This window comes from Pseudomonas sp. UBT, from assembly GCF_050915955.1.
In the GTDB taxonomy this organism is placed as follows: domain Bacteria; phylum Pseudomonadota; class Gammaproteobacteria; order Pseudomonadales; family Pseudomonadaceae; genus Aquipseudomonas; species Aquipseudomonas antarctica_A.
This window is the reverse complement of sequence record NZ_CP168079.1, coordinates 2,970,388-2,995,233: the sequence shown is the minus strand read 5'-3', so window position 1 is coordinate 2,995,233 and position 24,846 is coordinate 2,970,388. Positions and strand designations below refer to the sequence as shown.

The following is a 24,846-nucleotide window of genomic DNA, read 5'->3' as shown; positions in this document are numbered from 1 at the left end:
CACCGCTATCGCGGGCAAGCCCGCTCCCACATTGAATTGTTGTTGCCCTTTAGAACAAGAACAGGAACCCGCGTTATGAATCGAGTCATCAACGATCCGGACCAAGTGGTCGAGGACATGCTGCACGGTATTCTGGTCGCCCACCCCGAACTGCGCCAATACGAGAGCAACCCTCGGGTCATCGTCAAAGCCAGGCCATCGGGGCAAGGCCGGGTTGGCATCGTGACCGGCGGCGGTTCGGGCCATGAGCCGGCCTTTCTCGGCTACGTCGGCCAGGGCCTGGTAGACGCCGTGGCCGTCGGCGAGATTTTCTCCTCGCCCACCGCCAAGAGCTTTTTCGATGCCTTCCGCGCCGCCGACCATGGCGCCGGCGTAGCCTGCCTGTACGGCAACTATGCCGGCGACAACATGAACGTAAAGCTGGCAATGAAAATGGCCGCCAGCAAAGACATGCGCATCCGTACCGTGGTCGCCAACGACGATGTGGCCTCCGCCCCCCAGGCCGATATCGCCAAGCGGCGCGGCGTGGCCGGGGAGATCTTCATGTGGAAGATCGGCGGTGCCGCGGCTGCCCAGCATTACGACCTCGATGGCGTGATTCGCGTCGCCCAGAAAACGGTCGATCACTGCCGCTCAATTGGCATCGGCCTCACGCCCTGCACCATTGCGGCGGTGGGCAAACCAAACTTCCAGATCCCCGACGGCCAGATGGAACTGGGCATCGGCCATCACGGCGAACCGGGCATTGAAGTCGTCCCCATCGAACCCGCCGCTGCCATGGCCGAACGCATGCTCGCGCCGATCCTGGCTGACCGTGATTTCAGCAAGGACGACAGTGTGGTGGTGCTGGTCTCGGGCCTGGGCGCCACGCCGGTGATGGAGCTGTATATTTTTTACGCCGAGGTTGAGCGACAGCTCAAGGCCAAGGGCTTGAAGATTCACCGTTGCTATGTGGGCAACTACTTCACCTCCCTGGAAATGATGGGCGTCACCCTCACCCTGCTCGGCCTCGACGCCGAGCTGAAAACCCTTATCGACCAACCGTGCCGCTCGATCGGCATGACCCAGGCGGAGTGAACCATGAGCCAGCATTTTTCCACCCGCGACGGCAGCGCCATCGTCGCCGACCTGGTCAGCGTGATCGTGGCCAACCGTGAATACCTCAGCGAAGTCGACGGCGCGATTGGCGACGGCGACCACGGCATCAACATGGCCAAGGGATTCGCCCATTGCGGCCGCATGATCGAAGGCCGCCAACTGACGCTGGCCCAGGCCCTGGACGAACTGACCCTGAGCTTGATGGAAGGCATCGGCGGCTCCATGGGGCCGTTGTATGGCAGCCTGTTTATCGGCATGGCCGACGAAGTGCGCAGCAGCGAGAATATCGACGCCGCGACCTTTGCTCACTTGCTGCGCGGCGGTTTGACCTCACTGCAGGACATCACCGAAGCGGGCGTGGGTGACAAGTGTTTGATGGACACGCTGATCCCGGCGGTTGAAGCCTTCGAACGTGCGCATGCGGGAGGCGCTGGTTTCAACGATGCGCTGGAGGCGATGAAAGCCGCCGCGTCACAAGGCCGCGATTCAACCAAAGACCTGGTCGCCAAAATCGGCCGGGCTAGCCGTTTGGGCGAGCGCTCCCTCGGCGTGCTGGATGCCGGCGCCGTGTCGTGCTGCCTGATCCTCACGCGCCTGGCGGACTCGGTGCAGCCCCGACTGAGCGTTTGATTTGCTGGATATACCGCGCCACTGCCGGCGCTTGCTCAAAGCGCCGGTGAATCAACGACAGCCAGGACGCCGCCTCGCTGCCGTGGATACTGCGGTAGACCACACCCGGCAAGCTCACATGCCCGACCATCGACGCCGGCACAACCGCGACGCCCTGCCCTAACGACACCAGCGCCACCACCGCCACCAAGCCGCCCGGTTGCGGCCCGAGGCGCGGCGCATAACCGCCCTGCGCCGCCACGTGCAACGTCCCGCTGATTTGCTCCGGCAAGATAAAGGTCTCGTTTTGCAGGTGTTCACAGCCGATGGCCTTGAGCCCCAGCAGCCAGGAATCCTGCGGCAGCGCCAGCACAAAACCTTCGCTGTCGAGGCGCACTGCCTCCACCCCATCGGGCAGCGTCATCGGCGAGCGGATGTAGCCGATGTCATAGCGCCCGTCCGCCACCGCCGTCGGCAATGTGGCCATCGCGCATTCGCGCACATTCACGCTCACATCCGGAAACGCCTGGCTGAACGCCTGCATTTGCCGCTGCAACAGCCCCGAGTATACCGCCGAGGCCACGTAGCCCAGTTCGACATGCCCGATATCCCCACGTCCGGCGCGCTGGGCGTTGCGCTGGGCAAACTCGAACTGACGCACGGTGACTTCCGCCTCGATCAGTAACGCAGCGCCCGCCTCGGTAAGGCTGACTTCGCGCTGCTGACGGATAAACAAACGCGTGCCCAGGGCGGTTTCCATGTCCTGTATCTGCCGACTCAGGGTGGGCGGCGCGATGCCCAATTGCTCGGCAGCGCGGGTGAAATTGCGCTGGCGGGCGACCGCCAGGAAATAGCGGAAGTGGCGGATTTCCATCGCAGGATTAGCTCAAAGGTAATGAAGTGCTTCAGCCCAGCTAACAACTCAAGCAAGCGCCAGGGATAAGCTCACAAGACCTCAACACTAGAGAGCCCTTGCGATGTACGTCAACTGCCTTTTCCATATTGCCCGTAAGGTAATTCAGCCATGAGCCAGGTCAGTCCGCGCTTGAGGTTGCTGACCGCCTCCGGCGTTTGTTCGCTGATCGTGCTCGACACCAATATCGTCGCCGTGACGCTGCCGAGCATTGCCCGCGACCTGGGCGCCAACTTCGCCGATATCGAGTGGGTGGTCAGCGCCTATATGCTCGCGTTCGCCGCACTGCTGTTACCGGCCGGCAGCATCGCCGACCGTTTTGGGCGCAAGAAGACCCTGGTCTGGGGCTTGAGCCTTTTCATCCTGGCGTCCATGGGGTGTGGCGCAGCGCCGAATGCCATGTTTCTGGACATTGCCCGCGCCGTCAAAGGCGTCGGCGCAGCTTTGCTGCTGACGTCGGCCCTGGCCTCCATCGGCCATACCTTTCACGATGAAGTGGAACGCGCCAAAGCCTGGGCGTTCTGGGGCGCATGCATGGGCGTGGCGATGACCGCCGCGCCAACGTTGGGCGGCCTGATTACCCAATACCTGGGCTGGCGCTGGATTTTCTACCTCAACCTGCCCGTGGGCCTGGGGTTGATGGCGCTGGTGCTGCGTGCGATTCCAGAGTCCCGCGACACTCAGTCAGCACGCCTGGATCCATGGGGCAGCCTGGCATTCAGTGCCAGCCTGTTGTGCCTGATCTGGGGGCTGATCGAGGCCAATCGCATCGGTTGGGACAGTCCGTTGACCTCTGCGCGCCTGATCGGCGGGGCTGTGTTGCTGGGTGTGTTTGTACGGGTCGAGCGCGCGCAACAACGGCCCATGGTGGACCTGCAACTGTTCCGCCACCCACGGTTTATCGGCGCCCTGCTCGGGATGTTTGCCTATGCCGGCTGCGCCCAGGTGATGATGACGTTGCTGCCGTTCTACTTGCAGAACGGCCTGGGCTTCTCGGCCATTGCTTCGGGCCTGGGCATGTTGCCGTTTGCCCTGACCATGCTGATCTGCCCACGCATCGGTGCACGCCTGGCGGTGCGCTTTGCGCCAGCGACAATGATGGCCACGGGTTTGACCCTGGTCGGCTGCGGCAACGTGTTGAGCGCCTGGGCGGTCAATGTCGGCGGCTACCTGCCCTTCGCGCTGGCGATTGCCGTCACGGGCGCCGGGGCCGGCCTGCTCAATGGCGACACGCAGAAAAACATCATGGCCTGCGTGCCACGCGACCGGGCGGGGATGGCGTCGGGCATGAGCACCACCATGCGCTTCAGCGCGATCCTGTTGGCCATTGGTGTGTATGGGGCATTGCTGAGCAGCCACAGTGAGCAGTTGCTGCGCGCGAGTATCGACACGCAATGGCAGGACCAGGTGGCGGGTATAGCCTCGCGGGTAGTGGCCGGGGATATGCCGGCGGCGATGGGCTTGTTGCCGGAGCCCGCACGGGCGCAAGTGCAACCGCTGGCGCGGCAGGCATTTGTGGGCGGGTTCAGCACGGTGTTATGGGTGGCGGGATTGTTGGGGCTGCTGGGGGCGTTGGTGGTGGGGATGTTGATGCGAAAACCAATTCCCTCAGTACAACAACAGTCTTCCAGACTGACTCAGAACTAAATGTGGGAGCGGGCTTGCCCGCGATGGCGGCGGGTCAGTCGGTAGATGTATCGACTGGGACATCGCTATCGCGGGCAAGCCCGCTCCCACATTGGGATCGGCTACCTTCTGGACTTACCAGAAGCGCTGCTGGGTCAACCGGCTCCACCAGGTCAACAGCACACGGTCTACCGAGCCGCTGGCCGCCAGGCCTACCCGCTCTTGCAGGCTTTTACGCTCGGCATAATGCAGGTGGAACACCTCGGCGGTCTTGGCCTTGGTGGCCAGGTATTCGTCACTGGTTTGCAGCTCGTCGACCAGTTGTTTGTCGAGGGCGGCAACACCCAGCCACACTTCACCGGTCGCCACTTCGTCGATTGCCAACTGTGGGCGATAGCGCGACACGAAGTTCTTGAACAATTGATGAGTGATGTCCAGGTCTTCCTGGAATTTCTCGCGACCCTTCTCGGTGTTTTCGCCAAACACGGTGAGGGTGCGTTTGTATTCACCGGCGGTCAGCACTTCAAAATCGATGTCGTGTTTTTTCAGCAGGCGGTTCACGTTAGGCAACTGCGCCACCACGCCAATGGAGCCGAGGATGGCGAACGGCGCGCTGATGATCTTCTCGCCAATGCACGCCATCATGTAGCCGCCGCTGGCCGCGACCTTGTCGATGCACACGGTCAACGGCACGCCGGCCTGACGAATACGCGCCAGTTGCGAAGAGGCCAAGCCATAGCTGTGCACCATGCCGCCGCCGCTTTCGAGGCGCAGCACCACTTCGTCCTTCGGCGTGGCGAGGCTCAGCAGCGCGGTGATTTCATGGCGCAGGCTCTCGGTGGCCGAAGCCTTGATGTCGCCGTCAAAATCCAGCACGAACACCCGTGGCTTGGCCTCGGGTTTCTTCTTGCCTTTCTTCTTTTCGGTTTTGCTTTCGGACTTGCGCAAGGCCTTGAGCTGGTCCTTGTCGAGCAGGCTCGATTCCAGGCGCTCACGCAGGCCTTTATAGAAGTCATTGAGCTTGCTGACCTGCAATTGGCCGGCGGATTTGCGACGGCCCTTGCTGCGCAACGCCGCGAAGCTGATCAGTACCACCAGAATAGCGACCACCAAGGTGACGGTCTTCGCCAGAAAACTCGCGTATTCGGCCAGAAAATCCATGTGACTCCTTACAAGTTGCAGTGCGCCAGGCGCGGATGGTCTCAGCATACCGATGGCACTGCCTTCGGACCAGTGCTCAAACCGCCAGCAGCGGCCCTCTAACGCGCTTTTAAAACAAGCGTATGTTTTTTCATTGACAGCTCGCAGGCATCCTCATAACCTCGCCAGACTTTCAACGTACCGGGAAAACGGACGTGGGCAGCATTTATCTGATTCGACATGGCCAGGCCTCCTTCGGTGCAGACGACTATGACGTCCTGTCGCCCGTCGGCGTGGAACAAGCGCAAGTGCTCGGTCGCCACCTGGCGGACCTGGGCATTACGTTTGACCGCTGTGTCTCGGGTGACCTGCGTCGTCAGCAACACACCGCCACTGCCGCATTCGAACAATACAGCGCCCTCGGCCAGCCAATACCAGCGCTGGAAATCGACACGGCCTTCAACGAATTCGACGGCGAAGCGATCATCCGCGCCCTGCTCCCTGACTTGCTCGCCAGCGAACCCCACGCTGTAGATGTACTGCGCAATGGTGCGCAGAACCGCAGCGAATTCCAACGCATCTTCGCGCTGATCATCGAGCGCTGGCTGGCCGGCACCTATGATCCGCCCGGGCTGGAGAGCTGGCTGGGGTTTGTCGAACGTGTACAAGGTGGCCTGCAACGCATTCTTGAAGCGGCCGATAACGCGCACAAGATCGCCGTGTTTACCTCCGGCGGAACCATCACTGCCCTGCTCCACCTGATTACCCGAATGCCTGCTGCCCAGGCTTTCGAATTGAACTGGCAAATTGTTAACACCTCGCTCAACCAGCTGAAATTCCGTGGTCGCGAGGTGGCACTGGCTTCCTTCAACAGTCATACCCACTTGCAACTGTTGAAGGCGCCGCAGCTCATCACTTTCCGATGAATTGCGGCCAACCGTGACCCCTAGGTCACTGGACTCACCCATAAAGGATCGAAACCATGACTGACGTAGCCAAAGCTGTAGAAGCAATGAAAGCCAAATTCAACCCAGCCGCTGCCGACGGCCTGGACCTGGTGTTCGGTTTCCGTATCGACGACACCCAGAACTTCTCGCTGGTGGTCAAGAACAACACCTGCGAACTGCTGGAAGGCGAAAACCCGGACGCCCAGGTGACACTGGTCATGGACGGCGAAACCATGAAAGGCATCGTTGACGGTTCCACCGACGGCATGCAGGCTTTCATGGGCGGCAAACTGCGCACCGAAGGCGACATGATGCTGGCCATGAAGCTGAGCGAACTGTTCCCGGCCTGATAACGCCGTTCGCAAAACACGCCTCAACATGAAAAATCCCGCCAATGGCGGGATTTTTCGTTTCTGGCTCAAGGCGGGTTATCAACGCCCAGCGCTGGCCTCGACTTTTTTAAACTGCTCCAGATCCTCTGGCGAACCCGGGTTGCCATATTCGTTGATGAGTCGCCACTTGCCCGGCCTCATCGCGAACTCGCCGGTCTCCACGTCCCGGCCAATCACAACCACATATTGGTTTCGACCAACCCGCACATAGACTTTATAGAAATCTGCGGGTTGATCTTCAGCCGTAAAAAGACTGTACGCGTAACGCGCTCGACGGGTCAGGTTGGGCCACTGCGTTTGCAGCAAAATGTCATCGCGCCCAGAGTTTCCCATCGCGCCGATAGCGTTGACGCTTGCCTGGACCAACGCATCATTTTCATCGGCGCCCAGCACCAACGGTTTGATCCGGGTCATCTTGCGTTTCTCATCAGCTTCTACGCCCATCTCCCTCTCGTCATCCGTAAGCGTCACGGCGTCAAGACGGTACATGCCGTTTTTGACCCATTTCGTCGCATCGGCAGTAAAGCCGTCACTGCACGCCAGGCACATTGCTCGCAAATCCTGCGCACTGGCGCTGCCAACAGACAGGCCTGCGACGAATACGCCGGCGCTCACCAGCAGTGCGCGCAACAGGTTGGCCGGGCTTAAAGCGGTAACCATGATTTACATCCTTGTAAGGGCTGGGCCGGCGAATCTACCTGATTCAGGCCTTGACCGGAACATGCAACAACAACGCGACCAACGCGCTCCACCCCGTCTGATGCGAAGCCCCCAACCCACGCCCGGTTTCACCATGGAAATACTCATGGAACAACACCAGGTCACGGCTGGCCGGGTCCGCCTCCAGCTGCGCATACCCCGCCATCGACGGCCGCAGCCCCTCCTCATCCCTTAAAAACAACCGAGTCAGGCGTTGACTGAGGCCGTCAGCCACTTCCTCCAGGGACGCCAGATAACCACTCCCAGACGGGTACTCCACAGAGAAATTGTCCGCGTAGTAGCGGTGAAATTCGCGCAACGATTCGATCAGCATGTAATTCACCGGCATCCACAGTGGCCCACGCCAATTGGAGTTGCCGCCATACAAGCGTGAGTCGGATTCGCCGGGCTGATAGCGCGCGCACAACGTGTCGCCATTCATCTTCAGCGCCAGCGGCTGCTCGGCAAAGGCCTTGGACAAGGAGCGCACGCCAAAGGCCGACAGAAACTCAGTGTCATCGAGCATGCGCCGCAGCAAATCCTTGGTGCGCTCGCCGCGCAACAACGCCAGCAGCAGGCGATTGCCCTGCCCCGGTTCGTTCCAGCGCGACACCAGCTTCGCCAAATCCGGCCGGTGCTTCATGAACCCCAGCAACCGTTCACGCAACCCCTCAAGGCCTTCATGTTCGCGCTGCTCCAGCACCAGCACCGCGAACAACGGCATCAGGCCGACGATGGAACGCAGGCGCACCGGCTCGTTCTGGCCGTCGGGGCGGTGCAGCACGTCGTAGAAGAATTGGTCGTGCTCATCCCATAGGCCCTCGGCGCTGTCGTCGACGCGGTTGATCGCACCGGCGATATACAGGAAGTGCTCGAAAAACTTCACGGCGATATCGACGTAGACCACATTGCGCTTGGCCAGCTCCAGGCCAATACGCATCAGGTCCAGCGCATAGGCGGCCACCCACGCCGTGCCGTCGGCCTGATCCAGCTGGTAGCCCGGTGGCAATGCCGCGGAGCGGTCGAACAAGGCAATGTTGTCCAGGCCCAGGAACCCGCCCTGGAACAGGTTGCGGCCCTCGGCGTCCTTGCGGTTGACCCACCAGGAAAAATTCAGCAGCAACTTGTGGAAAATGCGCTCAAGGAAATCCATGTCGCCGACCCCGGTCAGCGCCTTGTCCTGCTGATACACCCGCCAACTGGCCCAGGCATGCACCGGCGGGTTGGCGTCGTCGAAACGCCATTCATACGCCGGCAGTTGGCCATTGGGGTGCATAAAGCGGTCTTTCACCAACAGCAATAACTGTTGCTTGGCATACTCCGGATCAATCAGCGCAATCGCTACCGCCTGGAAGCCCTGGTCCCAGGAGGCGTACCACGGGTATTCCCAGGTGTCAGGCATGGTGAGAATGTCGAAGTTGGACAGGTGCCGCCAATGGGTATTGCGGATATGCAAGCGCTCGGGCGGTGGCGCCGGTTGGGCCGGGTCGCCGTCGAGCCACTGGTTTACGTCAAAATAGTAAAGCTGTTTGGACCACAGCAAACCGGCCAGTGCCTGGCGCTGCACGTTGCGCGCATCTTCATTGGTGATCCCCTGTTGCAGGGCGGCATAGAAGTCGTCAGCCTCCTGACGGCGAAGCTCAAACAGCTTGCGCGCGTTGACCTCGGGTGCATCCGTAGGCGCAAACCGCAGGTACAGGGTTTTGCTCTCCAGGCCCGCCAGTTCAAGGGTGAAACGCGCCGCGACTTTGGTGCCCGCGTCGCGGCGAATCGCCGACTGAACGCCGTCCACCACGTAATCATTGATGCCATCCTTGAACGGCCCAGGCGCCGGCTGCCCATCCAACCGGGGAATATTGCTCTCGTTTTCGCAGAACACCCACTCGAGCCCGTCCTGCCCCCAGGCGCTGAAATGGCGATCAGGCAGTTCATGATGAAGGGCCAGCACCTGCTCGCCATCCAGCCGCAATTGCGGCTTGGGCGCGTCAAAGGTCCAGCTCCAGTCATTGCGCGCCCACAACTGGGGCAGCACCTGCAGCTGCGTCGGCTGGTCCGAACGATTATGCACGGTGACCCGCATGAAAATATCGTCGGGATGATGCTTGGCGTATTCGACGCTGATATCGCAATAGCGGTTGTCTTCAAACACGCCGGTGTCGAGAATTTCATACTCGGCATCTTCAAGCCCACGGCGGGCGTTCTCGGCGATCAGGTCAGCATAAGGAAAGGCGGCATGCGGGTATTTGTAGAGCATGCGCATATAGGCATGGCTCGGTACGCCGTCGACGAAAAAGTACAGTTCCTTGACGTCTTCACCGTGGTTGCCCTCGGCGTTATTCAAGCCGAACAGACGCTCCTTGATGATCGTGTCGCGCCCGTTCCAAAGCGCCAGGCCCAGGCACCAGCGTTGTGCCTTGTCGCTGAAACCGGCCAAGCCGTCTTCGCCCCAACGGTAGGCGCGGCTGCGGGCATGTTCATGGGGAAAGTAGGTCCAGGCATCACCGTCGGCGCTGTAGTCTTCGCGCACCGTGCCCCATTGGCGTTCACTCAAGTAAGGGCCCCAGTCGCGCCAACGCTCGGGCTCTTGGGTTGCCAGGCGCTGGCCTTCAATCGTTGCGCGGATGTTGGTTGCAGGCGTGGCCGTCATCGGGTCCTCCATCACTGACACAGTGGGGGCAGTGTAGAACCCATCCATGCGCGGATGCACATGAAGTCTCATCCGCCCGCGCAAAAAAAGAGGCCGCTGATTAGGCGGCCTCGGTTTTTTTGGTTCTGCAAAAGCACGCGCGTTCTTAGAAGATCGCGTAGGTATAGTTGAAGATCAGACGGGTTTGGTCCTGATCCGCAGTACCGGTGTTATGCCCCTTGTAGGTACCGGTACGGAAGGTGGTACCAAAGCCTTTGAGCGGGCCTTGCTGCACGACGTAATCCAGGCGGAAGTCGGTTTCGTTTTCTTTCTGGTCAGGACCGCCGGCGACTTTGGACTTGATGCCCGTGCCGTCCAGATAAGCCACGGACGCTTTCAGGCCAGGTACGAACGCCTTGAAGTCATACGAGTACTGACCAAAATTGACCTGCTCGCCCGCGCGGGAGAACTGGCCCACCACGGCATCGGTAAACAGGTAGAAGTCGCTGCCGCCCGCGCCTTGTGCGTTTGGATCGGCGATGCTGCCCTGGTTGACCCAGACGAAGCCGCCGTCATCGCTGACACCGATGTGGCCAAGCATCAGGCTGCTGCCGCCCAACTGGTAGGTGAACGCGGCGCTGTAGGTTTTGTTATCCACTTCGCCAGCGTGCTTGGCGTAGCCACCGTTGTTGTTGAACTGGTAGCCAGCCTCACCGTTTTTGCCATCGCTGGTGCTGTCGAAGTAACGCAGGTCAGTCTTGAACGACTGGTCGTTGCCCAGCGGCAGTAGGTGAACCAGGCCGAAGTAGTTCTGTTTGTAGAAGTCCTGCAGGTCGGCGTAGTAGTACTGCAACGTCAGGTTTTTAGCGATGGCGTTGTCGGACGAACCGAACGGTTTGTAGTCCACACCGCCGAACTTGAAGCTGTCGCTGTCGCGGGTACCGCCAGCGACGCTCAAGCCTGTGGAGTTGCTGGAAGCACGGCCTTCGGCCTTGTTCAGCTCACCACCGGTAAAGGTCACGTTAGGAATGTCACTGGACGTGAGGATGCCGCCGTCAAAGGTCTGCGGCGCAACACGGCTGTCGTTGGAGACCAGGATAGGCAACACCGGGGCCAAAGCACCGCCGACGTGCAACTCGGTCTGGGAAATGCGGAATTTCACGTTACCCGCAGCGCGGCCGAAACTGTCGGCAGGCTCGGTGCCGTTGTTTTTGGTCGGGAAGAAGCTGTTGCCGTTACCCGACAGGCCTGGGCCTGCGGCGTGGCCATCGCCACCGTCCAGGCGCAGGGCACCGAACGCCATCACGTCGAAACCGACGCCAAGGGTGCCTTGGGTGTAGCCGGATTTGTAGTCGAACCGCAGCAATGTCGCAGCTTCGCGCAGATCGTTGCTGGTGCCCGAGCGGTTGTCCGCACTGTAGTACATCGTCCGCGAACTGACCGCCGCGTGGCTGTCTTCAAGAAAGCCACTGTGCCCCGTGCCAGTGCCCAGAGCGCCGAGCCCGAAATCATCCGCGCAAGCTTGTTGCGCGAGCAATGCAGCGGTGATGGATAACGCCAGTGTAGAAATTTTCATGTGTGGCAGCCCCTAAACATTTTTTTATGTGCGTTGTGTGCAAACGGCGTTTTCATCCCTACAAACGTGACGATTGTTTCATGAGGACCGGGGCGCGCCTCGTGAAGAATTTGTTAGAAAAGCCGCTGAAAAATGAAATTTTTCAAACGTCAGTTTTTGTCATATTCGCGTCATATCAGTCATTTGCAGAATGAAGTCCTGAGGATTCTTCGTTTGCAAGCCTAGCGCCAGCCCAACAAAATCCAGAGAAATGCCAAGCCTCCTTTACAGTGTTCAGGAATTTTTCTATGCCAAGCGCCGCCTATGTCAGCCCCGACGAGATACGCAAAGACTTTTCCAGGGCCATGTCCGACATGTACCGAGATGAAGTTCCACTGTATGGCGCGCTGATGGAGCTGGTAGCCGAGACCAATGCGCGGGTGCTGGGCAGTGATTCAAGCCTGGCCCGGCAGTTGCGGCGCACTGGCGAAATAGAGCGCCTGGACATGGAACGTCACGGCGCCATCCGCCTGGGCACCGCCCTTGAGCTGGCAACCATCAGCCGCCTGTTTGCGGTGATGGGCATGCAACCGGTGGGCTATTACGACCTGACGCCGGCCGGCGTGCCCGTGCACTCCACCGCCTTTCGCGCGGTGCATGAACGTTCATTGCAGGCCAGCCCGTTCCGGGTGTTTACCTCACTGTTACGCCTGGAACTGATCGAAAACCTTGAACTGCGCGCCTTCGCCGAAAACGCCCTGGCCAAGCGCTCGATCTTCACCCCCGGCGCGCTGGCGTTGGTCGAACAAGCAGAACGGGACGGCGGCCTGAGTGCGTCTGATGCCGATGCATTTATCCACCAGGCCCTGGAAACCTTTCGCTGGCACCACACCGCCACCGTCACCGGCGCGCAGTACCAGCAGTTGAGCGACCAACACCGCCTGGTCGCCGACGTGGTGGCGTTCAAAGGCCCACACATCAACCACCTGACACCGCGCACCCTGGACATCGACCAGGTGCAGGCCGCCATGCCGGGCAAAGGCATTACCCCCAAAGCGGTGATCGAAGGTCCGCCACGCCGCGAGTGTCCGATCCTGCTGCGCCAGACCAGCTTCAAGGCCCTCGACGAGCCCATCGCCTTCACCGACGCCCAAGGCAGCCACAGTGCTCGTTTCGGCGAAATTGAACAGCGCGGTGTGGCGCTGACGCCCAAAGGCCGCGCCCTGTACGACCAACTGCTGAACGCGGCGCGCGACGAACTGGGCGCATTCCCGAATGAGGGTAACGCGGCACGTTATGTGGCGTTGATGGAGCAACACTTCCAGGCCTTCCCCGATAACCACGCGCAGATGCGTGAACAGGGCCTCGCGTACTTTCGCTACTTCGCCACGGAGCGAGGCTTGGCGGCACGGGGCCAGGCCGATCAACCGCAAACGCTGGAGGCGTTGATTGCTGCCGGGCACGTGGATGTGGAGCCGTTGGTGTATGAAGACTTTCTGCCGGTGAGTGCAGCGGGGATCTTCCAGTCAAACCTGGGCGATGCCGCGCAAAGTCACTATGCGGCCACATCAAATCAGGCCGAGTTCGAGACGGCGCTGGGCCGCCAGACGATTGATGAATTGAGGCTGTATGGCGAGACGCAGCAACGCTCGATGGATGAATGCATTCAAGCGCTGGCGGGTATGAGGCGGGTGTGAAACAGGTTGCCCACCCGGCTCAGCAGCGCAATCCTTGCGCCGCAACAGTCCCCAGAGCCGGGTGGACGGCGGGCATCATAATCAGTGAAACGCCGCCTGTCCCTCAGACAATTCTGAACAAATATTACCGCCCCGTTGTAGGAGCGAGTTGCAGCACAATCTTGTCTTTGACCGACAGCCGTTTCTTCTTCAACTTCTCCAGTTCGTCATCCGCTCCGCCTGACGATTCGAAAACGACTACCTCCTTGTCGGCGGCATCGTATTGTTCGAGCAGCGAATTCAAGCGGTCATCGCTCCTCCTGCGTTCGTGAACGACTTCCTTGCTCAAACCCAAATCCTGATACAGGTCGTGTTTCACTGGCATGGAGTACCTCCGCAAGTTGATCAATGGCCTACGCTCTTGAAGCTAGCCCATTCCAAGGGGTCTTGTCATGTCTTGGGTCAATGCAGCCCCGTTCGTCGCAGCGCGACCGATGGGATCAAACCTTTGCCGCCCCCTGCCCTCCACTGTAGATCGCCACCTGAGGGAGAACGGTTTCATGACTCATGCTGCCACTGCTGTCGACACCCAATGCATCAACACGATTCGCACCCTGGCCATGGACGCCGTGCAGAAGGCCAACTCCGGCCACCCCGGCACGCCCATGGGCCTGGCGCCGGTGGGGTACACGCTGTGGAGCCGGTTCCTGCGCTATCACCCGCACCATCCAGATTGGCCCAACCGTGATCGTTTTGTGTTGTCGGTGGGGCATGCGTCGATGCTGTTGTATTCGCTGCTGCACCTGGCCGGTGTGGTCGAGATTGATGCCCACGGCAAACGCTCGGGCCAGCCGGCGATCAGCCTGGACGATATCAAGCAGTTCCGGCAGATGGGTTCCAAGACCCCGGGCCACCCCGAGTACCGCATGACCACCGGCGTAGAAACCACCACCGGCCCGCTGGGCCAGGGTTGCGCCAACAGCGTCGGCATGGCCATGGCCGAGCGTTGGCTGGGCAAGCGTTTCAACCGCGACGGCAAAGTGCTGTTCGATTACAACGTCTACACCCTGTGCGGTGACGGCGACATGATGGAGGGCATCAGCAGCGAAGCGGCGTCCATGGCCGGGCATTTGAAGCTGGATAACCTCTGCTGGATCTACGACAACAACACCATCAGTATCGAGGGCCACACCGAACTGGCGTTCAGTGAAGACGTGGCCAAGCGTTTTCAGGCCTATGGCTGGCACACCGTGCACGTCACCGATGCCAATGACCTGCAGGCCTTGAGCGCAGCGCTGGAAACCTTCAAGACCAACACCGGCGCGCCGACCCTGATTGTGGTCGACAGCGTGATCGGCTACGGCTCGCCCCACAAACACAACACCGCCGCCGCCCACGGCGAACCCCTGGGCGTTGAAGAAATCCGCCTGACCAAAGCCGCTTACGGCTGGCCGCAGGATTCCAGCTTCCTGGTGCCCGATGAAGCCCGCACGGTGCTGCGTGATGTACTGCTGGAGCGTAGCGAGCCGCTGTATGAAGAATGGAACCGGCACTTGGCGCAGTTGGCACAGTACGAGCCTGAACTGGCGGACGAACTGAGCCGCATGCGCGCCGGCGAAATGCCGGAGCATTGGCAGGATGAGTTGCCCACCTTCAACGCCGACGCCAAAGGCGTGGCCAGCCGTGCCGCCGGTGGTGAGGTGCTCAATGCCTTCGCCCAGCAAATCCCCTGGCTGCTCGGCGGCTCGGCGGATCTGTCACCGTCGACCAAGACCAACCTCACCTTCGACGGGGCCGGGCGTTTCAGTGCTGACGACTACAGCGGGCGCAACCTGCACTTTGGCATCCGCGAGCACGCCATGGGCGCAATCGCCAATGGCATGGCGCTGTCCTACCTGCGCCCGTATACCTCGACGTTCCTGGTATTCAGCGACTACATGAAGCCGCCGATCCGCCTGGCGGCGATCATGGAATTGCCGGTGGTGTTCGTGTTTACCCATGACTCGATTGGTGTGGGCGAAGATGGGCCGACCCACCAACCGATCGAACACCTGACTCAACTGCGTGCCACGCCGGGGCTGCTGACCCTGCGCCCGGGCGATGCCAACGAAACCCTGGAACTGTGGAAAGTCGCCCTGGCGCAAACCCATCGGCCAAGTTGCGTGGTGTTGTCACGTCAGGCTTTGCCGACGCTGGATCGTATGAAGTACGCGGCCGCATCGGGTGCCGCCAAGGGGGCTTACGTGTTGGCCGGTGCGGACAAGCCTGAAGTGCTGCTGTTGGCGACGGGCAGTGAAGTCAGCCTCGCAGTGGCGGCGTATGAACAACTGACAGCCGAAGGGGTTGCCGCGCAGGTGGTCTCGATGCCGAGCTGGGAGCTGTTTGAAGAGCAGGACGCGGCTTACCGCGACAGCGTGCTGCCGCCAGCGGTCAAGGCGCGGGTGGTGGTGGAACAGGCAGGCCCGTTGGGCTGGGACCGCTATGTCGGCCAGACCGGCGCCAAAGTGGTGATGAACAGCTTTGGCGCGTCGGCGCCACTGGCCAACTTGCAGGAGAAGTTTGGGTTTACGCTTGAAAACGTGGTGAAGCTGGCCAAGCAACAGCTGGCTGAACACGGGTAATCCTGTGGGAGTGGGCTTGCTCGCGAATGCGCTGGATCAGTCGATAGCTATTTAGACTGACACTCGCGATTCGCAAGCAAGCCCGCTCCCACCTTTGTTTGGCGCTGACGCTTAGGGCAGCTCTCGCGCCAGAAACGGAGCGGTCCGGCTGGTCTTGCTTTTCGCGACTGTCTGCGGCGTGCCACAGGCCACCACCTTCCCGCCCAAATCCCCGGCCCCGGGCCCGATATCAATCACCCAGTCACTCTGGGCCACCACGCGCATTTCGTGTTCCACCACAACCACCGTATGCCCTGCGTCCACCAGCTGATTAAGCTGGCTGAGCAAGCGGTCCACATCCCGCGGGTGCAAGCCGGTCGTCGGCTCATCCAACACATACAACGTGGCGCCCCGCGCATTGCGTTGCAGTTCGGTGGCGAGCTTGATCCGCTGCGCCTCGCCGCCGGACAGTTCGGTGGCCGGCTGGCCCAGGCGCAAATACCCCAAGCCGATATCCCGCAGCACCTGCAACGAACGCAACACACCGGGCTGTTCGGCAAACACCTCCACCGCCTGCTCCACCGTGAGCCCCAGCACCTGGGCAATGCTCAGGCCTTGCCAGGTGACTGCCAACGTCTCGGGGTTATAGCGCGCACCATGGCAAGTCGGGCATGGCGCGTACACGCTGGGCATGAACAACAACTCGACGCTGACAAACCCTTCCCCTTCGCAAGTGGGGCAGCGGCCCTTGGCGACGTTGAAGGAGAACTGCCCGGCGTCATAGTGGCGCTTCCTGGCCGCGGGTGTGGCGGCGAAGAGTTTGCGCACGTTGTCGAACAGCCCGGTGTAGGTCGCAAGGTTGGAGCGCGGCGTGCGGCCGATGGGTTTCTGGTCCACCTGCACCAGACGGCGGATGTGCTCCAGCCCGCTGCTGATCCGCCCGCCACTGCTTTGCGGGGTGTCGTCTTCCAGGCTCGGCTCTTCGTCGCTTTGCACCACGCGGCCCAGGCCGGTACCCACCAGTTCCAGCAGCGCCTGGCTGACCAGGCTGGATTTACCCGAGCCGGAGATACCGGTCACCGCCGTAAAGCAGCCCAGCGGAAAGTCCACGCGCACCTCATTGAGGTTATTGCGCGTCACGCCTTCGAGCTTCAGCCAGCCAGCGGGCTCACGTCGCGCCGGGGGCGACGGGCGTCGCTCAGCGAACAAATACTCGCGCGTCTGCGAGGCCTGCACATCCGCCAAACCGGCTGGCGGCCCACTGTAGAGGATTTGCCCGCCGTGCTCACCGGCCGCAGGCCCCACGTCGATCAGCCAGTCGGCGCGGCGCATGGTTTCCAGGTCATGCTCCACCACAAACAATGAATTGCCTGCGGCTTTCAATCGATCAAGCGCGGTGAACAGTGCCTCGCCATCCGCCGGATGCAGGCCCGCGGACGGCTCATCCAGTACATAGATCACCCCGAACAATTGCGAGCCCAATTGCGTCGCCAGGCGCAGGCGCTGCAGCTCCCCGGAGGACAACGTCGGCGTACTGCGCTCCAGGGACAAATAGCCCAGGCCCAACTCGGTGAGCGTGCTGACGCGCTCAAGCAGGTCCTGGGCAATACGCTGGGCGGCGAGGCGCTTTTCCACCGACAGTTTCAGGGTGTCCTGCCCCGCCGCCACCGGACGCAACAACTCGGCCAGTTGCGCCAATGACAGCTGCGACAACGCTCCGATATCCACCCCGGCAAACTTCACCGACAGCGCCGCCTGGTTCAACCGCTTGCCCTCGCACGCCGGGCAGGCGCTGCCCTGCATGAATTGCGAGACGCGCTTTTTCATCAGCGCACTTTGGGTATGGGTGAAGGTGTGCAGGATATAGCGCCGCGCGCCGCTGAACGTGCCCTGGTAGCTCGGCTCCAACTTGCGTTTCAACGCGTCGCGGGTCTGTTCGGGGGTGAAGCCTGCGTACACCGGTACGGTCGGGGTTTCTTCGGTGAATAGGATCCAGTCACGCTGCTTTTTCGGCAAGTCGCGCCAGGGGATGTCCACGTCATAGCCGAGGGTCACCAGGATGTCGCGCAGGTTCTGCCCTTGCCATGCCAACGGCCAGGACGCCACCGCGCGCTGGCGAATGGTCAAGGAAGGATCGGGCACCATCAGCGCCTCGGTCACCTCATACACACGGCCCAAACCATGGCATTGCGGGCAGGCCCCTTGGGGCAGGTTCGGCGAAAAGTCCTCGGCATACAGCATCGCCTGCCCCGGCGGGTAGCTGCCGGCGCGGGAGTACAGCATGCGGATCAGGCTCGACAAGGTAGTGACGCTGCCCACCGAAGAACGCGCACTGGGCGTGCCGCGCTGCTGTTGCAGGGCCACGGCCGGTGGCAGGCCTTCGATGGAGTCCACATCGGGTACGCCGACCTGGTCGATCAGGCGCCGCGCATAGGGCGCCACCGATTCGAAATAGCGGCGCTGGGCTTCGGCATACACCGTGGAAAACGCGAGGGATGATTTGCCGGAACCCGAGACACCGGTGAATACCACCAGGGCATCCCGGGGAATGTCCACATCGACGTTACGCAAGTTATGTTCGCGGGCACCCCGCACACGGACAAACCCGAGGTGTTGGGCCGTGATCGGGGGGGTGTTGCGCTGTGAAGTCATGAGCAGCCTTGTCTTGCGGTGAGCACGCTGCGCACCCTATGCGTAAGCGCTTCGGGGCTATAGGGTTTGCTCAGCAGATGAATGTCGGGGCTTAACAGGTGATTGGTGGAGAGAGTGTCGCGGGTGTGGCCGGAGGTGAACAGCACCGCGACAGGCGGCTGCTGCACGCGCGCCCAGTCGGCCAGGTCGGTGCTTTTGACCCGACCCGGCATCACCACGTCGGTAAAAATCAGGTCCGGCTGCACCCCGCCTTGCAACGCTTGCATCGCTCGGTCGCCGTCCTCGGCCGTGAGTACGGTGTAGCCCGATTGCTGCAGCAGTTCGACGACGGTCAGGCGCACGCCCTCATTGTCTTCAACCACCAGAATGGTTTCCTGGCCACCGCTGTGGGGCGCCATCTCGCTGTGCTCATCGAAGCTTTCCGGTTCCAGGCTGCGGGGGAAATACATCTGCACCACCGAACCGTTGCCCTCCTCGCTCCACACCTCCACATGCCCGCCACTTTGCCGCACAAAGCCGAACACCATGCTCAGGCCCAGGCCGGTGCCGTGCCCTTCACGCTTGGTGGTAAAGAACGGCTCGAAGGCGCGCTTGAGCACCTCCGGCGTCATACCGACGCCCGTGTCGGTCACCGCCAGGCGCACGTATTCACCCGGCTTGATACTTTTACCGATGCAATCGCCAGGGTTAAGAATGATGTTTTCGCCGTTGATGCGAATCACGCCCTCGCCTTGCATGGCATCCCGGGCATTGATTGCCAGGTTGAGCAGCGCGTTTTCCAGCTGGTTGCGGTCGACATTGATGCACCAGGAGTCCTGAGGCAGTTGCACGTCGAGATGAATGGTTTCCCCCAGCGCCCGTTGCAGCAGCTCACCCAGCCCTGCATAGATGCGTTGCGGGTTGTACACCGCCGGCGATAACGGTTGGCGACGCGCAAAAGCCAGCAGCTGCGATGACAATTTGGCCCCACGCTCCACCGCTGCGATGGCCGCTGAGACACGGCGCTGCACCTGGGCATTGTCCGGCTCATGCCGGGCCAGCAAGTGCAGGTTGCCGGCGATCACTTGCAGCAGGTTATTGAAGTCATGGGCTACGCCGCCGGTCAGGCCGCCGATGGCTTCGAGCTTTTGCGACTGACGCAGTTGGTCTTCAGCGGCGGAACGCGCCTGCACTTCGGCGGCCACGCGTTGTTCGAGGTTGTGGGTCAGTTCCTGACGCACCCGTTCGGACTTCACGTGCTCAGTGGTCTCGGTAACGATCACCAGAACCCCGGCCGGTTGCTGATTATCATCGGCCACGGGACTGTAGGAAAGATCCATCCAGACTTCTTCCGGCATACCGTTACGCAGCAACTCCAACGGAAAGTTGCGGTACGACAAGGTGCCACCCGCGAGGCACGTATCCAGCACATTGCGGTTGAAGTCAGCGACTTCCGGCCAGCCCAGCTCCACGGGTGTGCCCAACAGGTATGGATGCCGGCCACCGGCAAACACCGAATAACTGTCGTTGTAAATCATGTACCCCAACGGCCCCCAGAGCATCACCATGGGCATGGGCGATGCCAGCAGCATCTGTACGGCGCAGCTCAAGCTGTAGGGCCACGCGTCAATCGGCCCCAACTCGGTTGATGACCAGTCGAACGCACGGATCCGCTGGGCCATTTCACCGCCCCAGCCTTGGCAGCCATGGGTGTTGGATAAAAAATGCATCGGTTGGCTCTTGGCGAACAAAACGGTGGGTAGGTGGCGCAGCTCCGCTTATTAAAGCTTGGAGCCTGGCTGCAATAAATCGTTTCATTCCATATAGCTTATCCATGAAGACATGGGCAACTAGTGAAAATCCCGACTGCGCACATTGATCCCTTCCAACAACGGCGTCAGGTCAGTCAAACGCCCAGCGATCAGGTGCCGTACTTCGCCCACCGCCTCCCAGCGCCCGTCGACTTTCAGCAGCCGCGAGCCGACCAGGGCCTGGCGCTGACGCTCAGCCAGGTCGCGCCAGACCACCACATTGAGATTGCCGAACTCATCCTCCAGAGTGACGAAGGTGACGCCACTGGCAGTGCCTGGGCGTTGCCGGCCGGTGACCAGGCCGGCAACGCTGACATTGCGCCCATGCGCCACCGCCATCAACTCCAGGGAGCTGCGACAGCGCCGCTTACGCAGTTCATCGCGCAACAACGCCAACGGGTGCGGGCCAAGGGTGGTACCAACCGTGGCGTAGTCAGCCTGCAAGTCCTCACCGACCGTGGGCTCCGGCAGTTCTACCACGGCTTCGTCAGGGCTGGGCAGGCCGGCAAACAGCCCGAGTTGCTTGTGTACGCCAGCGACTTCCCAGCGCGCGGCGTGTCGATTGCCGGCCAGCGCGCGCAACGCACCGGCATCTGCCAGCAACGCTTGGGCCCGGGCATCCAGCCCGGCGCGCGCGTCGAGGTCGGCGATGTCACTGAAGGCCCGGTATTGGCGCGCCACTTCGATGCGCCGCGCGTCCTCTTCGCGAAACCCCGAGATCATGCGCAGGCCCATGCGAATCGCCGGTTGCTGGCCGTCGATGGGCTCCAGGCTGCAATCCCAGTCACTGGCCAGCACATCCACCGGGCGCACCTGCAACCGATGGCGTCGCGCGTCCTGCAGGATCTGGTCCGGGCTGTAGAAGCCCATGGGCCAGCTGTTGATCAACGCGCAGGCGAAGGCCGCCGGTTCATGGCATTTGAGCCAGCAACTGGCGTAGGTCAACAAGGCGAAACTGGCCGCGTGGGACTCGGGAAAGCCATAGCTGCCAAAGCCTTTGATCTGCTCGAAGATCTGCGCGGCAAAGGCCTCGCTGTAGCCGTTTTTGAGCATGCCGGTGCGCAGGCGCTCCTGATGCGGTTCAAGCCCTCCGTGGCGTTTCCAGGCAGCCATCGAGCGCCGCAACTGGTCGGCTTCGCCGGGGCCGTAGTCGGCGGCCACCATGGCGATTTGCATCACCTGCTCCTGAAACAGCGGCACCCCCAAGGTACGCTCCAGCACCGCCTTGAGCTGCGGGGAAGGATAGGTGGTGGGTTCTTCCTTGTTCCGCCGACGCAAATACGGATGCACCATGCCACCCTGGATCGGCCCGGGCCGTACGATGGCGACTTCAATCACCAGGTCGTAGAACGTTTGCGGCCGCAGCCTCGGCAACATCGACATCTGCGCCCGCGACTCGATCTGGAACACGCCGATGGTGTCGGCCTTGCTGATCATCGCGTAGGTGGCGGCATCTTCCTTGGGTATGTCCGCCAGTGACAGGTTCAGGTTGCGATGGCGGCGCAGCAAATCGAAACAGCGGCGGATCGCGCTGAGCATGCCCAGCGCCAGGATATCCACCTTGAGCAGGCCGACGGCGTCGAGGTCGTCCTTGTCCCACTGGATGATGGTGCGCTCGGCCATGGCGGCGTTTTCCACCGGCACCAGGGTGTCCAGCGGGTATTCGGAAATCACAAAGCCGCCGGGGTGCTGGGACAGGTGTCGAGGGAAGCCGATCAATTGCTGGGTCAGCGTGAGCACCCGGCGCAGGATCGGGCTTTGCGGGTCGAAGCCGCCTTCACGCAGGCGCTCAAGCGGCGGCGCGTCTTCGCTCCAGCGCCCGCAGCACTCGGCCAGGGCATTGATCTGGTCCGGCGGCAAGCCGAGGGCCTTGGCCACATCGCGCACCGCGCCGGCCGCGTGGTAACAACTGACCACCGCCGTCAATGCCGCGCGGGTGCGGCCGTAGCGCTGGAACACGTACTGCAGCACTTCTTCGCGGCGTTCGTGTTCGAAATCGACATCGATATCCGGCGGCTCGTTGCGCTCCCTGGACAGGAAGCGCTCGAACAACATATTCATCAGGCTCGGGTTGATCTCGGTGATGCCCAAGGCAAAACACACCGCCGAGTTGGCCGCCGAGCCCCGGCCCTGGCACAGGATCGAGCGGCTGCGGGCGAAGCGCACGATGTCATGCACCGTGAGGAAATAGCTTTCGTAGCCCAGCTCACTGATCAGCTCCAGTTCATGGTTGATCTGCTGCAAGGTCTTCGCATCGACGCCCTGCGGCCAACGCTGCGCGATGCCTTCTTCGGTCACGGCGCGCAACCAGGATTTTGCGTTATGGCCGTCGGGCACCAACTCGCGCGGGTAGTGGTAGCGCAATTGGCTCAAGTCGAAGGTGCAGCGACGTGCGATGGCCAAGGTCTCGTCAAGCAAGGCTTGCGGGTACAGTGCGGCCAGGGCCTGCAGGCTGCGCAAGTGCCGTTCGCCATTGGGATGTAAACGCGTGCCGGCTTCGGCCACCGGCACGTGATGGCGGATAGCGGTCATGGTGTCTTGCAGGGCGCGGCGGCCACGCGCATGCATGTGCACATCGCCGCACGCCACCGCCGGAATCTGCAGGCTGGCGGCCAAGTGCAAGCGCTGCTCCAGATGGCGCGTATCGTCCTGGCCGCAGTGCAGATGCACCGCCAGCCACAGGCGTTCGGCGAAGGTGTGGCGCAGCCATTGGATCGAGGCCTGGGTGTCGCTGTCTTCGGCCACCCACAGCGCCAGCAGGCCGGGCAGCGGTTGTGCGAAGTCCTCGTGCAGCAGGCGATAGCGGCCTTTTTCGGCGCGGCGACGGGCCACGGTAATCAAGCGGCACAGGTGCTGGTAGCCGGTAAGGTCCTCCACCAGCAACACCAGTTTCGGGCCGTTCTCGATGCGCATCTCGCTGCCGATAATCAACGGCAAGTCCACCGCCTTCGCTGCCTGCCAGGCACGCACGATGCCCGACAACGTGCATTCGTCGGTGATCGCCAGGGCGCTGTAGCCCTGACGCTTGGCGCGCTCGAACAACTCCAGCGCACTGGAGGCGCCGCGCTGGAAACTGAAATTGGACAGGCAATGCAGCTCGGCGTAGCTCATGCAAACCAGCCTTGCAGCCACAGCCCATCGCTTTGCCCCACGGTGCGATAGGCCCAGCCTTGCTGGCCGGCGCGGGTCTGGATCAGGTAATAGTCGCGGCGGATATCGGCGCCATCCCACCAGCCGGATTCGATGCGTTCCGGGCCCATCAAAATCTGTACACCGTGCTCGGCCAGCAAGGTCGGTTCATGCAGCAACCAACCGGGGCGTTGCACCTTGTTCAAGGTCGGGCACGCGCGGTTGTCGGCGGCCGCTTGCCAGGCGCATTCGGGGCGGTGGTCGGCGTGAAAACGCAGGCCTTGCACCGCCTCATCGCCCAGACGCGCACGCAGGCGTTCGCGCAGTTGCGCCCAGGGCAAGGTCTGTTGCGGGCGATCGTCGAACAGGTCCTGGCGTTGCGGCACAAACACCGGCAAGTCCTGGGCCACCAAGCGAAAGCCGCGTACCGGCGCGGTGACTTGCACCTGCTCAAGGCGCCCTCGGGCCAGCTCAAACAGCATCGCCGGCTCACGTTCGGCGCTGAGCAGGCCGACCTTGATCACGCTGTCGGGCGCCTGGGCGTGTTCCAAATGCAGGTCGAAACGCTGCACGCCACTGTCGCGCCCACACAGGAAGGCGGACAGGTCGCCAGTTAAACGACGCAAGGGGAACAGCAGCGCCTGGTGGGACTGCACGTCGAAATTCAACTCGATGCGCACATCGAAGCGGTCCGGCGGCTGATAGAACGCCAGGGCCAACGGCCGCTGCCCGCTCAGCGCATCCAGGTGCTTGAGCAAATCGGCGTCAAAGCGCCGTGCCAGGGTATGCCGGGGCAACGCCTGCACCTGGGCCAACGTACGCAGGCCCATGCGCGACAAGGCCGTGGCAGCCTGCGGGTCGAGACCGGCGCGGTCGATGGGCAGTGGCGCCAACGCCTGCATCAAGGCGTGATCATCGGCCACGGCCAGGCCATCGTAACTATTCGCCAGCACCCGCGCCGCCGCCGGGTTGGGGGCGGCAACGATACGGTGGCGAAACCCCAGCTCGGTCAGCTCCTGGCGCAAACGCGCCTCGAGCTGCGGCCACGGCCCGAACAGCCCAAGGCTCGATTCGATCTCGAACAACAAGGCGCGCGGGTAATACACGCTGACCTGGGAACTGAAACGGTAGGCCCAGGCGGCGAGAAACTGCTGCCAACGCTCGATCTCTGCGGGGTCGTATTCGGCGCTGGCAAAGGTCTTGGCCAGGGCATGCGCCGCCGTCAGGGATTGGCCGGGGCGTAAACCCAAGGCGCGCGCGGCGTCATTGACGGTTTGCAGCACACGGCGCTGCGGCGTACCGGCCAGCAGCGCCAGCGGTTGGTCGGGTTCGGGATGCACACGCTGCACCCCGTCCAGCGCCAATTGCGGGAAGACAATACACACCCAGCGCAT

General features: G+C 61.9%; 17 protein-coding genes. 7 read left to right on the top strand and 10 right to left on the bottom strand.

Translation table 11 applies throughout. From position 1 onward, the window contains the following. The first annotated feature begins 75 nt into the window (after window positions 1–75). Both ACDZ94_RS13665 and dhaL read left to right on the top strand, forming a co-directional pair. Window positions 76–1,077, top strand: a complete 1,002-nt coding sequence (locus ACDZ94_RS13665) for a dihydroxyacetone kinase subunit DhaK (RefSeq protein ID WP_407017478.1) — start codon at window positions 76–78, stop codon at window positions 1,075–1,077. 3 nt (window positions 1,078–1,080) lie between these two features. After that, complete coding sequence (gene dhaL / locus ACDZ94_RS13660) at window positions 1,081–1,728, top strand: dihydroxyacetone kinase subunit DhaL (RefSeq protein ID WP_407017479.1); 648 nt, start codon at window positions 1,081–1,083, stop codon at window positions 1,726–1,728. Here dhaL and ACDZ94_RS13655 read toward each other — a convergent pair. After that, entirely contained in the window at window positions 1,685–2,581 is an 897-nt protein-coding gene (locus tag ACDZ94_RS13655) for a LysR family transcriptional regulator (RefSeq protein ID WP_262667609.1), read from the bottom strand. The two genes, dhaL and ACDZ94_RS13655, sit on opposite strands and share 44 nt — an antisense overlap. 150 nt (window positions 2,582–2,731) lie before the next feature. Here ACDZ94_RS13655 and ACDZ94_RS13650 point away from each other — a divergent pair, with 150 nt between their 5' ends. After that, window positions 2,732–4,267 (top strand): MFS transporter, encoded by a 1,536-nt coding sequence (locus ACDZ94_RS13650; RefSeq protein WP_432750295.1) that lies wholly within the window; start codon window positions 2,732–2,734, stop codon window positions 4,265–4,267. A gap of 114 nt (window positions 4,268–4,381) precedes the next feature. Here the strand turns inward: ACDZ94_RS13650 and sohB are convergent, their stop codons facing one another. Next, window positions 4,382–5,407 carry a protease SohB gene (sohB, locus tag ACDZ94_RS13645; RefSeq protein WP_064451952.1) on the bottom strand — a complete coding sequence of 342 codons (1,026 nt, stop codon included), beginning with the start codon at window positions 5,405–5,407 and terminating at the stop codon, window positions 4,382–4,384. Between the two features lie 194 nt (window positions 5,408–5,601). On the opposite strand from sohB, the gene ACDZ94_RS13640 reads away from it, so the two are divergent. Next, a complete protein-coding gene (locus ACDZ94_RS13640) occupies window positions 5,602–6,312 on the top strand; it encodes a histidine phosphatase family protein (protein WP_064451951.1) in 711 nt (236 codons plus the stop codon). A gap of 56 nt (window positions 6,313–6,368) precedes the next feature. Further along, entirely contained in the window at window positions 6,369–6,683 is a 315-nt protein-coding gene (locus tag ACDZ94_RS13635; protein ID WP_003215671.1) for an SCP2 sterol-binding domain-containing protein, read from the top strand. A gap of 81 nt (window positions 6,684–6,764) precedes the next feature. Here ACDZ94_RS13635 and ACDZ94_RS13630 read toward each other — a convergent pair whose 3' ends face one another. The 3 genes from ACDZ94_RS13630 to ACDZ94_RS13620 all read right to left on the bottom strand — a co-directional run bounded on the left by ACDZ94_RS13630 (window position 6,765) and on the right by ACDZ94_RS13620 (window position 11,626). After that, window positions 6,765–7,385: a hypothetical protein gene (locus ACDZ94_RS13630; RefSeq protein WP_432750294.1), complete on the bottom strand. Its 621-nt coding sequence runs from the start codon at window positions 7,383–7,385 to the stop codon at window positions 6,765–6,767. Between the two features lie 43 nt (window positions 7,386–7,428). Further along, window positions 7,429–10,071, bottom strand: a complete 2,643-nt coding sequence (locus tag ACDZ94_RS13625) for an MGH1-like glycoside hydrolase domain-containing protein (protein ID WP_064451949.1) — start codon at window positions 10,069–10,071, stop codon at window positions 7,429–7,431. A gap of 145 nt (window positions 10,072–10,216) precedes the next feature. Then, on the bottom strand, window positions 10,217–11,626 hold the full coding sequence (locus tag ACDZ94_RS13620; protein ID WP_064451948.1) for an OprD family outer membrane porin: 1,410 nt from the start codon (window positions 11,624–11,626) through the stop codon (window positions 10,217–10,219). A gap of 287 nt (window positions 11,627–11,913) precedes the next feature. Here ACDZ94_RS13620 and hglS point away from each other — a divergent pair, with 287 nt between their 5' ends. Next, window positions 11,914–13,302 (top strand): 2-oxoadipate dioxygenase/decarboxylase HglS, encoded by a 1,389-nt coding sequence (hglS, locus tag ACDZ94_RS13615; protein WP_432750293.1) that lies wholly within the window; start codon window positions 11,914–11,916, stop codon window positions 13,300–13,302. Between the two features lie 124 nt (window positions 13,303–13,426). Here the strand turns inward: hglS and ACDZ94_RS13610 are convergent, their stop codons facing one another. Beyond that, entirely contained in the window at window positions 13,427–13,666 is a 240-nt protein-coding gene (locus ACDZ94_RS13610) for a YdcH family protein (protein WP_064451946.1), read from the bottom strand. Between the two features lie 175 nt (window positions 13,667–13,841). On the opposite strand from ACDZ94_RS13610, the gene tkt reads away from it, so the two are divergent. Further along, the gene (gene tkt, locus ACDZ94_RS13605) at window positions 13,842–15,902 is read left to right on the top strand and encodes a transketolase (RefSeq protein WP_221294485.1); all 2,061 of its coding nucleotides are present in this window, start codon (window positions 13,842–13,844) and stop codon (window positions 15,900–15,902) included. 111 nt (window positions 15,903–16,013) lie between these two features. Here tkt and uvrA read toward each other — a convergent pair whose 3' ends face one another. From uvrA to ACDZ94_RS13585, 4 genes are all read right to left on the bottom strand, one after another. Then, window positions 16,014–18,533, bottom strand: coding sequence for an excinuclease ABC subunit UvrA (uvrA, locus tag ACDZ94_RS13600; RefSeq protein WP_432750292.1), 2,520 nt, complete (start codon window positions 18,531–18,533; stop codon window positions 16,014–16,016). Continuing rightward, window positions 18,530–20,242, bottom strand: a complete 1,713-nt coding sequence (locus ACDZ94_RS13595) for an ATP-binding protein (protein WP_432750291.1) — start codon at window positions 20,240–20,242, stop codon at window positions 18,530–18,532. The genes uvrA and ACDZ94_RS13595 overlap by 4 nt, the downstream gene beginning before the upstream one ends. A gap of 120 nt (window positions 20,243–20,362) precedes the next feature. After that, window positions 20,363–23,455 carry an error-prone DNA polymerase gene (locus tag ACDZ94_RS13590; protein WP_262667594.1) on the bottom strand — a complete coding sequence of 1,031 codons (3,093 nt, stop codon included), beginning with the start codon at window positions 23,453–23,455 and terminating at the stop codon, window positions 20,363–20,365. After that, a complete protein-coding gene (locus ACDZ94_RS13585) occupies window positions 23,431–24,846 on the bottom strand; it encodes a Y-family DNA polymerase (RefSeq protein WP_064451941.1) in 1,416 nt (471 codons plus the stop codon). The genes ACDZ94_RS13590 and ACDZ94_RS13585 overlap by 25 nt, the downstream gene beginning before the upstream one ends.

Excerpts from the sequence above, each read along its gene's own strand:
- ACDZ94_RS13595 (WP_432750291.1), bottom strand. The coding sequence starts at position 20,242 with ATGCATTTTTTATCCAACACCCATGGCTGCCAAGGCTGGGGCGGTGAA.
- ACDZ94_RS13650 (WP_432750295.1), top strand. The coding sequence starts at position 2,732 with ATGAGCCAGGTCAGTCCGCGCTTGAGGTTGCTGACCGCCTCCGGCGTT.
- ACDZ94_RS13655 (WP_262667609.1), bottom strand. The coding sequence starts at position 2,581 with ATGGAAATCCGCCACTTCCGCTATTTCCTGGCGGTCGCCCGCCAGCGC.
- ACDZ94_RS13625 (WP_064451949.1), bottom strand. The coding sequence starts at position 10,071 with ATGACGGCCACGCCTGCAACCAACATCCGCGCAACGATTGAAGGCCAG.
- ACDZ94_RS13610 (WP_064451946.1), bottom strand. The coding sequence starts at position 13,666 with ATGCCAGTGAAACACGACCTGTATCAGGATTTGGGTTTGAGCAAGGAA.
- ACDZ94_RS13620 (WP_064451948.1), bottom strand. The coding sequence starts at position 11,626 with ATGAAAATTTCTACACTGGCGTTATCCATCACCGCTGCATTGCTCGCG.
- tkt (WP_221294485.1), top strand. The coding sequence starts at position 13,842 with ATGACTCATGCTGCCACTGCTGTCGACACCCAATGCATCAACACGATT.
- ACDZ94_RS13665 (WP_407017478.1), top strand. The coding sequence starts at position 76 with ATGAATCGAGTCATCAACGATCCGGACCAAGTGGTCGAGGACATGCTG.
- uvrA (WP_432750292.1), bottom strand. The coding sequence starts at position 18,533 with ATGACTTCACAGCGCAACACCCCCCCGATCACGGCCCAACACCTCGGG.
- hglS (WP_432750293.1), top strand. The coding sequence starts at position 11,914 with ATGCCAAGCGCCGCCTATGTCAGCCCCGACGAGATACGCAAAGACTTT.
- dhaL (WP_407017479.1), top strand. The coding sequence starts at position 1,081 with ATGAGCCAGCATTTTTCCACCCGCGACGGCAGCGCCATCGTCGCCGAC.
- sohB (WP_064451952.1), bottom strand. The coding sequence starts at position 5,407 with ATGGATTTTCTGGCCGAATACGCGAGTTTTCTGGCGAAGACCGTCACC.
- ACDZ94_RS13585 (WP_064451941.1), bottom strand. The coding sequence starts at position 24,846 with ATGCGCTGGGTGTGTATTGTCTTCCCGCAATTGGCGCTGGACGGGGTG.
- ACDZ94_RS13630 (WP_432750294.1), bottom strand. The coding sequence starts at position 7,385 with ATGGTTACCGCTTTAAGCCCGGCCAACCTGTTGCGCGCACTGCTGGTG.
- ACDZ94_RS13635 (WP_003215671.1), top strand. The coding sequence starts at position 6,369 with ATGACTGACGTAGCCAAAGCTGTAGAAGCAATGAAAGCCAAATTCAAC.